Origin of the sequence: Fictibacillus solisalsi (assembly GCF_900103485.1) — a bacterium.
Lineage (GTDB): Bacteria > Bacillota > Bacilli > Bacillales > Fictibacillaceae > Fictibacillus_C > Fictibacillus_C solisalsi.
Map to the genome: position 1 here is coordinate 1,293,180 of NZ_FNHW01000001.1, position 15,068 is coordinate 1,308,247.

Here is a 15,068-nt window from a genome sequence, read left to right on the forward strand (position 1 = left end):
CAAAATTAGAAGAAAAACGCTTCTTATTCCCTATCTTTTAACAGATAAGTAATCAAAAGCAGATCTTTTTTTGTTGATTTAAAGAGAACAAAAGGGAAAAGTAAGTGGAAGCAATATGTTTGGTAATTTTAGGAGGTGGTAATATAAAGATACGCTCAAAAAACAAAGGTAAAATTATAGATGGTTTAAAGGAAGGACAGGGAAATAAAAAGGAGGAACTAACATGAAGTACAAAGTAAAAGATTGGCTTCGGCTGACTCCCCGTGAGAGATATCTGCTTTTGTACGCTGTTGCCTTGCTTCAGAAAGAACAAAGAGCTGCTTCCTGATTCCGCTAAATGAAAAGCCTTGAAAAAGCACGGTGCTGGGTGCTTTTTCAAGGCTTTTTTATTGATATTGTTCAAGTTTAGAAAAGAAGTCAATTACAAAATCATAGAATACATTTTCAGCCGGCGCCAATTCTCGCCTTTTCGGCGTGATCAGTCCTACAGTACGCTGCACAAGGGGGAATTCAATCGGCTTTTTTACGGTGTAGCGGGGTGTTGTTTCATAAAATGAACTATCGGGTAAAAGAGTAACACCTATTCCGGCGGTCACCAGTCCTTTGATCGCATCCATGTCTTCACCTTCTGAAGAGATTTTTGGAGTGAAGCCGGCCTCCCTGCAGGCATTCACAACCACTTCTTGCAGCACATACCCCTCCGGAAACAGGACAAAAGAATCATTTCTAAGATCACTGAGCATAAGGCTGTTTTTTTCTGCAAGAGGATGATCAGCCGGCATAAGGGCTGAAATTCTTTCTGTAAACAAGATATGCCCTTGTACATCTGACTGATTGGCTGGAACCGGACCTAAAAAAGCCAGGTCAATGTCCCCTTTTTTTACAGCGTCTATTAAAAAATGATAAGAGCCTTGTCTTAAATGAAACGCGATGTTTGGATGTTCTTCCTTAAATGCGGAAATAATGGTCGGGAGCAAGTGGCTTGCCAAACTGGTAGGAAATCCGATTTTAATGGTACCGCGTTCTGGATCCAAATATTCATCAATCTGCTTTTTTGCATAATCGATGGCCTTTAACGCGGTCGCAGCGTGAGTTAAAAAAAGTTTGCCAACAGGAGTTAACTTTACATTCCTTCCTTCTCTTTCAAACAATTCAACATTTAATTCTGCCTCAAGGTTGGCAATCTGCCGGCTGACGGCAGACTGTGCAACATGCAAATGCTGCGCCGCCTCAGATACGTGCTCACGTTCCGCCACCTCAATAAAATACTGCAATTGCCGCAGCTCCATTTGTCAACCCTCCATTACTTTTCTCTTATTATTCTCAAAATTAGATCAATCTTATCTAAATTATATATTGTTTGGATGAATTATAAAACCTAAACTATAAAAAAGACAACAGAAACGGGGGAGCGAACAATGACATTTCATCAATTACCAAAACGACAGGGCCTCTACCGTCCCGAATTTGAACATGATGCATGCGGTATTGGCTTATACGCCCACATTAAAGGACTAGCTACCCATGATATTGTGAAGAAGGGTTTAAGCATGCTTTGCCAGCTGGACCATCGAGGAGGACAGGGAAGTGATCCACTTACCGGCGACGGTGCCGGGCTTATGGTTCAACTGCCAGACGCGTTTTTCCGAGAAAACTGCAAGGAATTTTCACTTCCCGAAAAAGGAAGCTATGGAGTCGGGATGCTGTTCCTGCCGCAGGACGAGGAAGAACAACTGATCATTAAAGATAAAATCAATCGTTTAATTGAACAAGAAGGCCAAGTCCTTTTAGGATGGAGAAGTGTACCTGTAATTGACGAAAAAATCGGAATACTGGCACAAGAAAGTTGCCCATCGATTCATCAGGTATTTATAAAGGTTTCAGGTGAAGTGAAGAATGGTTTGCCTTTTGAACGGAAATTATACCTGATCCGTAAACAAGCCGAAAGCTGGGGCAAGGAAAGAGACTTGCGTTTTTATTTTTCAAGCCTTTCATCCGAAACCATTGTTTACAAAGGACTGCTAACGCCTGAACAAGTGGATTCCTTTTATGTGGACCTGCAGAATGATGCTTTTGTATCGGCTTTTGCTTTAGTCCATTCCCGCTTTAGTACAAATACATTTCCAAGCTGGGAGCGTGCACATCCAAACCGCTACTTGATCCATAATGGTGAAATCAATACACTGCGCGGCAACATCAATTGGATGAAGGCCCGTGAACAGCAATTTGCTTCAGAAGCCTTCGGAGATGATTTGGCAAAGCTTCTGCCGATTTTGGATACAGATGGCAGTGACTCTGCTGTTTTGGACAATGCCCTTGAATTTTTCGTTCTGGCGGGCAGGGAGCTTGCCCATGCAGCAATGATGCTTATTCCGGAACCTTGGTCCGAAAATAACCCGCATATGACAGAAGAAAAGAAGGCCTTTTATGAATATCACAGCACACTAATGGAACCTTGGGACGGACCTACGGCCATTTCCTTTACTAACGGTCGTCAGATTGGAGCAATTCTTGATCGCAATGGGTTGCGCCCTGCACGTTATTATGTAACAAAAGACGACTATATCATCTTTTCTTCAGAAGTTGGCGTGATTGATGTAGAGCCTGAAAATGTACTATACAAAGATCGTCTCAGCCCGGGTAAAATGCTGCTGATCGACTTGGAGAAAGGCAGAATTGTTTCTGATAAGGAAATAAAGACCGAGCTTTCCATGGCGAATCCTTATCGCAAATGGCTCGATGAGAATTTGATTCGTCTTGATGATGAAGGTCAACCGGAAGAACCACAAGCAGTGGATAACATGACCTTACGCCAAAAAGCGTTTGGCTATACGTATGAAGATGTTCAAAAGTATTTGGTGCCCATTATTAATGAAGGAAAAGATCCGGTGGGATCCATGGGGAATGATACCCCGTTGGCTGTATTATCTGACCGCTCCCAATCCTTGTTTAACTATTTTAAGCAATTATTTGCACAAGTAACAAACCCGCCGATTGATTCTCTAAGGGAGCAGGTGGTTACTTCGACGATTGGCTACCTTGGAGCAGAAGGGAATCTACTGCATACAGAAGCTTCTAACTGCAGGCGCATCCAGCTCGATACTCCAATTTTACCAAGCAGCACACTGAAACTGTTAAAACAAAATTTGCTGCCTGAATTTAAAAGCTGTACATTGCCCACTCTATTTTCTGAAGATTTGGAATCTGCATTAAATACTTTATTCAAAGAAGCGGAGAAAGCCATTGAAGATGGGCATACTCTCCTCATTCTTTCAGACCGAGAAATGGATGAAAAACGCACACCGATGCCTATTTTGCTGGCAACCAGCGGTCTGCACCATCATCTTGTACGTGCAGGATTGCGTACGAAAGTAAGCTTGATTGTGGATTCTGGAGAAACACGTGAAGTTCACCACTTTGCCGCTCTGATCGGTTATGGAGCAGACGCCATTCATCCTTATTTGGCATATGCCACATACCAACAGGCCATTCTGGACGGACACCTTGAAATGTCCTTCGATTCCGTTGTGAAAAAATATATTAAAGGTGTTACAGACGGTGTAGTAAAAGTCATGTCCAAAATGGGGATTTCAACCATTCAGAGCTATCGCGGAGCGCAAATCTTTGAAGCAGTCGGAATTGGTGAAGATGTAATAGACCGCTACTTTACCGGTACTGCTTCTCAGATCGATGGAATTGATCTTGCGACCATTGCTCAGGAAGCGCTGCAGCGCCACGGTGAAGCCTACAATAAGCGGGATACTGAGGCACTGGATTCAGGGAGCGAGTTTCAGTGGAGAAAAACAGGTGAGCACCATGCCTTTAATCCTAAAACGATTCATACGCTGCAGTGGGCTTGCCGCAGAAACGATTACAATTTGTTCAAACAATATTCCTCAGCAGCAAACGAAGAGCGATTGAATTTCTTGCGCAACCTCTTTTCGTTTCCTGCCGGCCAGGGAGTTCCGATTGAAGAAGTTGAGTCTGTGGAAGATATTGTAAAACGATTTAAAACAGGGGCCATGTCCTTTGGGTCATTGAGCAGTGAAGCTCATGAAGCCTTGGCGATTGCCATGAACCGTTTAGGAGGCAAAAGCAACAGTGGGGAAGGCGGAGAAGATGCATCCCGTTATATCCCGGATGAGAATGGGGATTTCCGTCGCAGTGCGATCAAGCAAATCGCTTCTGGCCGCTTTGGTGTCAAAAGCCATTACCTGGTGAACGCTGATGAACTGCAAATTAAAATGGCTCAAGGAGCAAAACCTGGTGAAGGCGGCCAGCTTCCGGGTAATAAAGTATATCCTTGGGTGGCTGATGTCCGTGGGTCTACTCCTGGTGTTGGACTGATCTCACCGCCTCCTCACCATGATATTTACTCGATCGAGGATTTGGCGCAACTGATTCATGATTTGAAGAACTCCAACAGGGACGCGCGAATTTCCGTCAAACTGGTGGCCAAGGCGGGCGTCGGCACAATCGCTGCCGGTGTTGCAAAAGGCTCTGCTGATGTCATTGTTATCAGCGGATACGACGGGGGTACTGGCGCATCACCTAAAACAAGTATCAAGCACACTGGCCTGCCTTGGGAACTTGGCCTTGCCGAAGCCCATCAGACACTGATGCTGAACGGATTGCGTGACCGCGTGGTATTAGAAACTGACGGAAAACTGATGACAGGTAAAGATGTAGTGCTCGCAGCTTTACTTGGCGCAGAAGAATATGGATTTGCCACTGCACCGCTTGTCGTATTGGGCTGTGTTATGATGCGCGCCTGTCACTTGGATACATGTCCGGTTGGCGTTGCCACACAAAACCCTGAACTGCGCAAAAAGTTTATGGGAGATCCTGATCATGTCGTCAACTATATGCGCTTCGTTGCTCAGGAAGTCCGCGAGATTATGGCTGAGCTCGGATTTAGAACGATGGATGAAATGGTCGGGCGCAGTGACATTCTTGAAATGTCAGAACGTGCGAAGAACCATTGGAAAGCAAAACAATTAAATTTGAACAATTTGATTCATACCGTGGATGGTTCAGTAAGAACGTTCCAGACGCCTCAGAATCATAAAATTGAAGAATCACTGGATATGACAACCATACTACCGGCGATCGAACAAGCGCTTGAAGAGCAGGAAAGAGTTTATCTTTCTTTCAATCTTAATAACACCAACCGTGTGACGGGGACGATTTGCGGAAGTGAGGTCTCCAAGCGTTATGGTGAAGAAGGGCTTCCGGAAGATACGATCAATCTGCAATTCAAAGGTTCTGCCGGCCAATCATTTGGTGCCTTTATTCCTAAAGGTATGAGCTTGTACTTGACGGGAGATGCCAACGACTACGTGGGCAAAGGGCTGTCAGGCGGTAAAATTATCGTCACTGCGCCAAAAGAATCCGACTTTTTGTCTGACACAAACGTGATTGCCGGAAATGTTGCGTTTTATGGGTCAACAAGTGGAGAAGCGTATATTAATGGAGCTGCCGGTGAACGATTTGCGGTAAGAAACAGCGGAGCCAATATCGTCACTGAAGGAATCGGCGACCATGGCTGCGAGTATATGACAGGCGGAAAAGTTGTTGTTCTTGGGGAAACAGGAAAGAACTTTGCAGCAGGTATGTCGGGTGGAGTAGCTTATATTCTTGCCAGCGATAAGGAAGCCTTTTTATCACTATGTAATAAAGAGAGCGTGGAGTTTGAATCTTTTGCAACGCATGAGGAGGAAGAAGAGGTAAGGCAGATGATTCTGAGCCATTATCATTATACACTCAGCTCAAAAGCGGCGATTATCCTGAGTAACTGGGATGAATATGCTTCTCAATTTGTAAAAGTCATTCCGAAGGATTATAAACAAATGATCCAACGGATTGCGGAACAGGAAAACTCCGGAAAAAGTCATGATGAAGCCGTAATGAGTGCGTTTCTTGAATCATCATCTTTAAAAAAAAGTCCTTCAGCAAAGAGAAATCAGCTAATTCTTAATTAGGAAAGGGGAGAGGACGTATGGGTAAAACAACAGGATTTATGGAATATGCGAGAGAAGAAGCAAAAGAACGTAATCCTCTCACTCGCTTAAACGACTGGAAAGAACATACCGAACGGATGGATGATGAGACCCTTCATCAACAGAGTGCAAGGTGCATGGATTGTGCAACCCCATTTTGCCACATTGGTATGGATATTGGAGGGATGACTTCAGGTTGTCCCATCCATAACCTGATCCCGGAATGGAATGACCTGGTTTACCGGGGAAAATGGAAAGATGCACTCGAGCGGCTAATGAAAACCAATAATTTCCCTGAATTTACGGGCCGTGTATGCCCGGCGCCATGTGAAGGATCTTGCACCGTAGAGATTTCTTCGCCGGCAGTTACCATTAAGAATATTGAACAAGCCATTATCGATAAAGGCTTTGAGAACGGATGGATTACCCCGCGGATTCCTGAAATCAGGACGGGCAAAAAAATTGCAGTCGTTGGTTCAGGTCCAGCAGGAATGGCAGCGGCTGACCAGCTAAATCAAGCGGGCCATTCCGTGACCGTCTATGAAAGAGCAGAACGTGCCGGCGGACTATTAACCTATGGAATTCCGAATATGAAGCTTGAAAAAGAGGTTGTGGAAAGGCGCATCCAGCTCCTGACACAGGAAGGCATTGATTTTATCTGTTCTACTGAAGTAGGCAAAGATATTACTGCCGATCAACTGAAAGATCAATATGACGCTGTTATTCTCTGTGTGGGTGCCCAAAAACAAAGAGATTTGGTATTGGAGGGCCGTGAAGCAACAGGTGTACATTATGCAATGGATTATCTCACAGGTTCGACACGAAGCCTTCTTAACGAGAATGTTCCGGTTCATCAGCAAATCGATGCAAAGGACAAAGATGTCATTGTTATTGGCGGAGGAGATACAGGTGCAGACTGCGTGGCTACTGCTCTCCGCCAAAATTGCAGAAGCATTGTACAATTCGGCAAGTATCCAAAACTTCCGGAAGCAAGAACACCCGATAACATGTGGCCGGAGCTTCCTAACATTTTTACGATGGATTATGCTTATGAGGAAGCCGAAGCAAAGTTTGGCAAAGATCCCAGACAGTATACAGTTCAGACTAAAAAGCTGGTTGCAGATGAGGAAGGAAATCTCAAGGAACTTCATACTGTACAAACTGTATTTACAACAGACGAAGAAGGAAAAGCGGTACTAAAGGAAGTGCCGGGAACTGAAAAGGTATGGCCGGCGCAGTTAGTGTTCATCGCAATCGGTTTTGAAGGTACTGAACAGCCGCTGCTCCAACAATTCGGCGTAAATTCAAACAATCAAAAAATTGAGGCCAAACATGGAGATTACCGCACCAATGTGGAAGGTGTGTTTGCAGCAGGTGATGCCAGAAGAGGGCAAAGCCTGATCGTATGGGCTATTCAGGAAGGCCGTGAAGCGGCAAGAGAAGTGGATAAATACTTGATGGGAAGTACTGTGCTTGCATAAAAAAACAGCCGTTTGTGAACTGTTGCCCTCTGTTACAGAGGTGACAGTCACTGTCGGCTGTTTTCTTGTTAAAGGGGGTGAAAACTAGGCTTCTTGCTGTGTGGCGCAATGTTCGCATTCCTGAACATAGCATTCATGTTGTTCATCCATCTTTTTCCCGCATTCCCGGCATTGTTTCTCAGGCAAGTTACGATAAAATTCCAATGTCAACATTCAGCATTACCTCCTGTTTTCTGTTAAACACATTGTATTATAACAGTTCCGGAACGTCAATATCTGTTATAGATTATTTTGAAAACACGACAAAAAGACTAGTGCAGCTTAAGAAGATCAGAAAGAACGAGGTACAAAGTCACGCCTTGTGCCTTCGATTTGGTTTATACTAAAGTATATGTGCGCAAGTTCTGTTTTACCCAAGCTTCAGGAAATGCTAAAATAATAACGTTGAGTGAAACAGTGGATGTCCATCTGTTCTAGTACTGTTTTACCTGGAGAATACATTTTTAGAGGACAAAGGAGAAGAAGTTTACGTATGGAAAAAATATTGATATTTGGACACAAAAACCCGGATACAGACACAATTTGTTCAGCGCTTGTTTATGCTGATCTGAAAACAAAACTCGGTGTCAACGCAGAAGCGGTCCGTCTTGGAGAGGTCAATGGAGAAACACAATATGCACTTGATCAATTTGGCACATCTGCTCCACGTCTTGTTGAAACGGTTGCCAACGAAGTGGACAAGGTCATTTTGGTGGACCATAACGAACGCCAACAGAGTGTTTCTGATATTGCCTCTGTGCAAGTACTTGAAGTGATTGACCACCACAGAATTGCTAACTTTGAAACAAGTGATCCATTGTATTATCGCGCCGAGCCGGTTGGATGTACAGCCACTATCTTGAATAAAATGTACAAAGAAAACGGAGTGGCTGTAGATAAGAACATCGCAGGTCTGATGCTTTCCGCAATTATTTCTGATTCCCTGCTGTTCAAATCTCCGACGTGTACAGAACAGGACATTGCAGCAGCGAAAGAGCTTGCTGAAATTGCCGGTGTGGATGCTGAGAGCTTTGGTTTGGAAATGCTGAAAGCGGGTGCGGACCTTAGCGACAAATCAGTGAACCAGCTGATTGCACTTGATGCGAAAGAATTCCAAATGGGAGACAGCAAGGTTGAAATCGCCCAGGTGAATACAGTCGATACAGATGAAGTGTTTGAAAGAAAACAAGAACTTGAAAATGCGATCAACAGTATCGTTCAGGAAAAAGGTCTTGACCTATTCCTGTTCGTTGTGACGGATATCCTGACCAATGATTCCACCGGACTTGCGATTGGTAACAAGGCAGGGGTTGTGGAAAAAGCTTATAATGTAAAACTTGAGGACAATACTGCTGTACTCAAAGGGGTAGTCTCCCGAAAAAAACAAATTGTACCTGTACTTACAGATACATTCAACATTCAGTAAAAATAAAAGAAGCCGGTCTTCCGGCTTCTTTTATTTTTTGATAAACTCCTGTGTCCAGCAATCGTCATTGCCGGTATAACCGATTCCGATATGGGTGTAATCAGGATTTAGAATATTCTTCCGGTGTCCCTCGCTGTTCATCCAGTCGTTGACGACTTGTTCAGGGGACTGTTGGCCGATGGCGATATTTTCTCCAGCCGAATCGTAATCAATGTTCATTTTATCCATTTGGTCAAAAGGGGAACCTTGCGTCGGGCTGTTGTGTGAAAAATAATTATTGTTATCCATGTCATTTGCTTTGGATTGTGCCATATTGGTCAATTGTGGATCGTATTTCAGGTCAGAAAGTCCATGTTTCCTCCGTTCCTGATTGGTGAGTTCTACTACCTGCTGAATCATTTCCTGGCTGAATCCCTGGTTGCCAGAAGGTGGGGCAGCCGGCGGAACAGTTCCATTCATGTCAGGATTGGTTTCCATTTGGGTATCAGGGTTGTTATATGAAATATTTTCTTTTTTTATTTTCGATGTCGTTTTATGCCCTGTGGATGAGCGATAAGGTTGGTTTTCCGATGTGAGATAACCATTGCTCGTTTTAATCGTTTTTTGACCGGATAATGACTTATGATCTTTCTGATCGCTGCGAAGTTCATCCTTACTTACATTGTTGCAGCCTGCAAGAAAGAGAATAATCGCGAAGAATGAAAAGATGATCTGGGAACGCTTCATGTTTGTCCTCCTTTCAAGATGTGCTATTTTTTCCAGACGTCCATAGTATTTCACAATCGGAAAAACCCATACATGATCAGCTTACAGCATCATACAACTGGTCCATTAAGGGAAGTTTATAACCATTGCGATAAGAAAAACGGTCAGTGAGCACTTTTCGTGCTTAAATTACTTTTTGAAAGTATGATGGATGACAGACAGAGAAAAAAGGAGTGTCTTTATGACAAATCAATATCAGCCCTTATTGGATGATTTTACTTTTGATAATGGAATCTCATTGAAAAACCGGGTAGTCATGGCTCCCATGACCAATTTTTCTTCCAACGAAGATGGCACGGTTTCAGAAAGTGAAGTGAACTATTACATCCGGCGGTCCAAGGGCGCTGGAATGGTCATTACGGCCTGTGCTTATGTCAGTCCAAGCGGAAAAGGATTTCCAGGAGAATTTGGCACCCACAATGATGAAATGATCCCAAGCCTTCGAAGACTGGCGGAGAGCATCAAAAAAGAAGGCGCGAAAGCTATTCTCCAAGTTTTTCATGGCGGCCGTATGTGTCCTCCTGAATTGGTGCCTGAAGGCGATGTTGTCAGTGCGAGTGCGGTGGCTCCTGAGCAGCAGACGCCAACCGGTGAGCAACCGCTCCCCCGTGAACTTACAGATGAAGAAATCCAGTCGATCATCCGGGACTTTGGTGAATCGGCTAGAAGAGCTATTGAAGCTGGGTTTGACGGAATTGAAATTCATGGAGCCAACGGCTATCTGATACAGCAGTTCTTTTCCCCGCACTCAAATCAGCGTACGGACAGGTGGGGAGGAACAATTAAAGAGCGTATGGCGTTCCCGCTTGCTGTGATCGACGAAGTGAAAAGTGCAGTGAAGAAGCATGCGAAGGAGCCGTTTCTGGTCGGATACAGGTTTTCACCTGAAGAACCAGAGACACCAGGAATTACAATGGATGAAACATTGTTATTAGTGGATGAACTTGCGAAAAAGCAATTGGACTATGTTCACGTTTCACTGATGGACTTTTGGTCTGTTCCAAGAAGAGGAGTGAATGATACCCGTTCTCGAATGGAAATTATCCAGGAAAGAGTGGGCAGCAAGGTTCCTGTAATCGGTGTCGGCTCCATCTACTCAGCAGATGATGCCTTAAAGGCCATCAAAACGGGAGTACCGCTTATTGCAATTGGCAGGGAATTAATCATCGATCCAGACTGGGTCCAAAAAATTGAAGAAGGGCGCGCTTCTGAAATACAAACAAAGCTAAAAAAAGACGCTCAACATGAATTGGTGGTCCCTGACGCATTATGGCAGGCGATTATTAATACTCCAGGGTGGTTCCCAATAGAGGAAAATCAATAAGAAATGAAACCCCTTTTGTCTTCAGGCAAAAAGGGGTTTTTTTCATGGACATGTATTCAATCTTTGAATGATGCGGCTTCATATTATGGTAGTACCCTACAAAACAGGAGGGCAGATTGGTATGATCCTCCGACATATCTCTTTGGGTCAAAACAAATGTACGGAACAATATAGGGGATGGCTTACTGTATTATGTTCGGTTCAACCTTTAACTTAAACACACCCGAATGATAAAAAAAACATCCCGGATTCGTCCGGGATGTTTTTTTATATCATACTATCTTAAAACCGATTTTTCCAAACTGAGAAGCGTTCTCCATCCGGTCAAAGGCATCTTTATATTGTGACAGCTCATACACCTTGTCAACAATAGGTTTAATATTGTGTTCTTCAATAAATTGCAGCATTTCTCTGTATTCTTCCCCGCTGCCCATCGTTGACCCCAAAAAGTTGAACTGGCCGTAAAAGAACTTTCGGAGATCCAGCTTCACTTCATCACCTGCCGAGGCACCAAATGCCACGATAGTTCCTCCGGTCCTGAGCTGATCGAGCGATTGATTGAACGTGGCAGCTCCTACGCTTTCGATTACAAGATCCATCTTCTGATTTTCAAGCTGGTCGTTCCAATTCTCATTGCTGTCAATGGCTTTTACAGCCCCAAGCTTGAGTGCGGCGTCTCCTTTTTCTTTTGAGCGGGAGGTGACATACACCTCAGCTCCGGCTGCTTTGGCAAACTGAAGTAAAAAGGTCGCGACCCCGCTTCCAATGCCGGGAATCAAAACTTTTTGATTTTCCTTTATTTTGGCCCTCGTGAACAAGACACGATAGGCAGTAAGTGCAGCCAATGATAAGACACCTGCTTCCTCCCATGTAAGGTGAGAAGGTTTTGGCAGGGCGTTTTCCTCAGGGATGACAATCTTTTCGGCGAACGTGCCATGAAACGGAAGGCCAAGAATTTCAAATCCTTTTGGGGGCGCATCACTCGTGTTTCTCCAGCCTGTTCCAGGATTAATAATCACTTCATCTCCGACCTGCACGGAAGTGACGTTTTCACCTACGGCGTCCACAATCCCTGCACCATCGGAACCTATTACCAACGGCGGATCTTCTGGTTGATGTCTTTGAAGAACGAACAAATCACGATGGTTTAATCCTGCGGTTTTCAGTTTAACTCTTACTTCTCCAGCTTGGGGTGTCAGTTCTTCCATTTCTGAAAGATGAAGGCCTTCCAGTCCTTTTTGTTTTTGATGAATAAGTGCTTTCATAACAACCTCCCGTGAATGTAATACTATATGTACGATTATCATTCAGTGTATCAAAGTGAGTGGGAGATGTCCGCTATGTTGTTTTCCATCGGATATTTTTCTTGCTTTTTGTGTTAAGAAGCATATAATATATAGTAACAAACTTACTTTTTGTATGTGAAAAGTTAAAGGAGAATCTCATGAATTTTCATACTGCACCGCAAACCTTTGTTCAGCAAGTTCATTTAATCGTGAAGGATTTGGATCGTTCCTTATCGTTTTATGATGATATATTAGGATTTTCCATTCTCAATCGAAAAGATAACAAGGTCGAACTTACACTGGATGGCACAAGCACCATTTTAACGATTGAACAGCCCCAGAACGCCCAGCCTAAGCAGCCACGCACTGCTGGCTTGTACCACTTTGCATTGCTTGTTCCAACCCGGAAGGAGCTGGCCAAAGTCTTGCGGCATTTGCTCAATATTGGTTATCCGCTTCAGGGAGCGTCTGATCATCTTGTCAGTGAAGCGTTGTATCTGGCTGACCCGGATGGCAACGGAATCGAGATTTACCGGGACCGAGACTCAGGTGATTGGCAATGGAATAACGGACAGGTGGTCATGACAACTGAACCACTCGATGCAGAAGGGTTGCTTGCTGAAAGTATGGGTATGGTATTTGAAGGGCTGCCACCGGAAACCATTATGGGCCATCTCCATCTTCATGTTTCACACTTGGAAGAGGCCGAAGCTTTTTATTGCAAAGGACTTGGCTTTGAGGTTGTCCAGCGACTCGGCAACCAAGCGCTTTTCATTTCAACAGGCAAGTACCACCATCATCTCGGCCTGAATATCTGGAATGGAAAAGGTGCTCCTGCTCCTGCTTCCAATGCTGTGGGAATCGACGAATTTTTGGTTGTATATCCAACGAATGAAGCTAGAAAAGAGGCAGTCATCCGCCTTGAAACTTTAGGATTTGTTTCAACACAAACAGAGACGGATTTTTACCTGACTGATCCGTCCGGAACAAAAATGAAACTTGCTGTAGAATATCAGTAACAAACATTCAAAAACCTCATCACATCGTATAGTATGTGATGAGGTTTTTTTATGATAGAAACAAATTGACCGATTGATATGAAGTCAAAAGTGCTGTTACAAATCCCGCAATCAAAATGGTCACAAATGAAAACAACAAATAGGGATCTTTCAAGACAAGCATGCCCGTTGTAATAATGATTGCATCCAGGATAATCATGAGAAGACCCGGGTTGAATCGAAACCATTTGGACATCAGGAGTGCGAGCAGATCAAGCCCGCCGACACAAGTATTATATCTCATCATTACCCCGACTCCTGTTCCGATCAATGTCCCGCCAATACAGGCACTGATCCAAATGGGAAGGTGGAACAGTCCTTGCAAGGGGAACATACCGTCAATCAGCAGGGAGGAAAGTAGCATACCCATCAGACTGTTAAAAAAATAGAGTTTATTATAGTGCAGCGCCATCAAAAAGATTGGAGCGCTGAGACAGATGATCGTCATCCCCACCTGAAATCCGGCAGTGTACTTCAACAGGAGGGCAAGGCCGATAAAACCTCCGTTCAATATATGCTGTGGCAGGATAAAACCATTAATTCCAATTCCCATTAATGTACTTCCGCAGCCGATGGCTATAAGTTTATTCATAGTTCTTCATCCCTGTCCCTTTATTTATATTACTTTATGTTCAACCACTCTTTATTATTAATTTTCATCCGTTTTCCGTATGAACCGGACAATGAAGTGAAAACTAATTCTATGAAACAGAAACGGAGAAACAATTATGCCCTGTACATCAAGTGAAGAGCTAAAGCAGATTATGATGAAAGCAAAAGAATATACCAAGTTTGGTAAGGTGGCAGACTATATCCCTGCGCTACATAAGGCGGATCCGGACGAGTTGTCTGTTGCAATATCTTATCCTGACGGAAACTGCCTGTCTGCCGGTGATGTGAAGATGAAAATTTCACTTCAAAGCATTTCAAAAGTTTTGGCACTTGCACTGGCGCTTATGGACCAGGGGGAAGATCACGTGTTTTCCAAAGTGGGATACGAACCAACTGGAGATCCATTCAATTCCATCGTAAAACTCGAAATCAGCAAACCATCCAAACCGCTTAACCCGATGATTAATGCAGGGGCGCTTGCTGTTACTCATATGATTAAAGGAGAATCCGTTCAGGAGAGATTTAACCGGCTGCTTGATTTTATAAGGAAGCTCGCTGGTAATCCTGCCATTTCCTACTGTGAGGATGTAGCAGCCTCGGAGCATGAGACTGCGCATCTTAACCGTGCACTGTGTTATTTTATGAAGCAGCACGGTATTATCAATGAAGATGTGGAGCGTTTCATTTATCTGTATACGAAACAATGTGCGATTGAGATGAATTGCCTGGACCTAGCACGAATCGGACTGGTGTTTGCGTTTGACGGAGCCGAGCCGTTAACCAAAGAACAGATTATTCCTGTTTCCGTTGCCCGGATCTGTAAAACCTTTATGGTGACATGCGGGATGTATAATGCATCCGGCGAGTTTGCTGTACGTGTAGGGATACCTGCAAAAAGCTGCGTTTCCGGGGGCATCATGGGAGCTGTTCCGAACCGGTTTGGCATCGGAATTTTTGGTGCAGCCCTAGATAATAAAGGAAACAGCATCGCGGGGGTAAAAATACTTGAAATGCTGTCCAAACAGTATGATTTAAGCATGTTTTAAGTAGAAAAGGGCTTTCCTGCTGATAAGGAAGC

11 protein-coding genes are annotated in these 15,068 nt (G+C 44.0%); 6 read left to right on the forward strand and 5 right to left on the reverse strand.

The window, feature by feature from the left end; all coding sequences use genetic code 11:
- Window positions 1-386 precede the first annotated feature (386 nt).
- Entirely contained in the window at window positions 387-1,289 is a 903-nt protein-coding gene (gene gltC, locus BLT53_RS06675) for a glutamate biosynthesis transcriptional regulator GltC (RefSeq protein ID WP_090233628.1), read from the reverse strand.
- Between the two features lie 129 nt (window positions 1,290-1,418).
- On the opposite strand from gltC, the gene gltB reads away from it, so the two are divergent.
- Window positions 1,419-5,981 (forward strand): glutamate synthase large subunit, encoded by a 4,563-nt coding sequence (gene gltB, locus BLT53_RS06680; RefSeq protein ID WP_090233630.1) that lies wholly within the window; start codon window positions 1,419-1,421, stop codon window positions 5,979-5,981.
- A 17-nt stretch (window positions 5,982-5,998) separates the two neighbouring features.
- Window positions 5,999-7,480 carry a glutamate synthase subunit beta gene (locus BLT53_RS06685; RefSeq protein ID WP_090233632.1) on the forward strand — a complete coding sequence of 494 codons (1,482 nt, stop codon included), beginning with the start codon at window positions 5,999-6,001 and terminating at the stop codon, window positions 7,478-7,480.
- An 84-nt stretch (window positions 7,481-7,564) separates the two neighbouring features.
- Here the strand turns inward: BLT53_RS06685 and yhfH are convergent, their stop codons facing one another.
- A complete protein-coding gene (yhfH, locus tag BLT53_RS06690) occupies window positions 7,565-7,693 on the reverse strand; it encodes a protein YhfH (protein WP_090233633.1) in 129 nt (42 codons plus the stop codon).
- 319 nt (window positions 7,694-8,012) lie between these two features.
- On the opposite strand from yhfH, the gene BLT53_RS06695 reads away from it, so the two are divergent.
- The gene (locus tag BLT53_RS06695) at window positions 8,013-8,945 is read left to right on the forward strand and encodes a manganese-dependent inorganic pyrophosphatase (protein ID WP_090233635.1); all 933 of its coding nucleotides are present in this window, start codon (window positions 8,013-8,015) and stop codon (window positions 8,943-8,945) included.
- Between the two features lie 30 nt (window positions 8,946-8,975).
- Here the strand turns inward: BLT53_RS06695 and BLT53_RS06700 are convergent, their stop codons facing one another.
- The gene (locus tag BLT53_RS06700) at window positions 8,976-9,671 is read right to left on the reverse strand and encodes a CAP domain-containing protein (protein WP_090233637.1); all 696 of its coding nucleotides are present in this window, start codon (window positions 9,669-9,671) and stop codon (window positions 8,976-8,978) included.
- 220 nt (window positions 9,672-9,891) lie between these two features.
- On the opposite strand from BLT53_RS06700, the gene BLT53_RS06705 reads away from it, so the two are divergent.
- Window positions 9,892-11,034 carry an NADH-dependent flavin oxidoreductase gene (locus BLT53_RS06705; protein ID WP_090233638.1) on the forward strand — a complete coding sequence of 381 codons (1,143 nt, stop codon included), beginning with the start codon at window positions 9,892-9,894 and terminating at the stop codon, window positions 11,032-11,034.
- 272 nt (window positions 11,035-11,306) lie between these two features.
- Here the strand turns inward: BLT53_RS06705 and BLT53_RS06710 are convergent, their stop codons facing one another.
- Window positions 11,307-12,299, reverse strand: a complete 993-nt coding sequence (locus BLT53_RS06710) for a zinc-binding dehydrogenase (RefSeq protein ID WP_090233639.1) — start codon at window positions 12,297-12,299, stop codon at window positions 11,307-11,309.
- A 179-nt stretch (window positions 12,300-12,478) separates the two neighbouring features.
- Here BLT53_RS06710 and BLT53_RS06715 point away from each other — a divergent pair, with 179 nt between their 5' ends.
- On the forward strand, window positions 12,479-13,339 hold the full coding sequence (locus tag BLT53_RS06715) for a VOC family protein (protein WP_090233640.1): 861 nt from the start codon (window positions 12,479-12,481) through the stop codon (window positions 13,337-13,339).
- Window positions 13,340-13,388: 49 nt separating this feature from the next.
- Here BLT53_RS06715 and BLT53_RS06720 read toward each other — a convergent pair whose 3' ends face one another.
- Entirely contained in the window at window positions 13,389-13,970 is a 582-nt protein-coding gene (locus BLT53_RS06720; RefSeq protein WP_090233642.1) for a YitT family protein, read from the reverse strand.
- A gap of 136 nt (window positions 13,971-14,106) precedes the next feature.
- Here BLT53_RS06720 and glsA point away from each other — a divergent pair, with 136 nt between their 5' ends.
- Entirely contained in the window at window positions 14,107-15,036 is a 930-nt protein-coding gene (gene glsA, locus BLT53_RS06725; RefSeq protein ID WP_090233643.1) for a glutaminase A, read from the forward strand.
- Window positions 15,037-15,068: the final 32 nt, after the last annotated feature.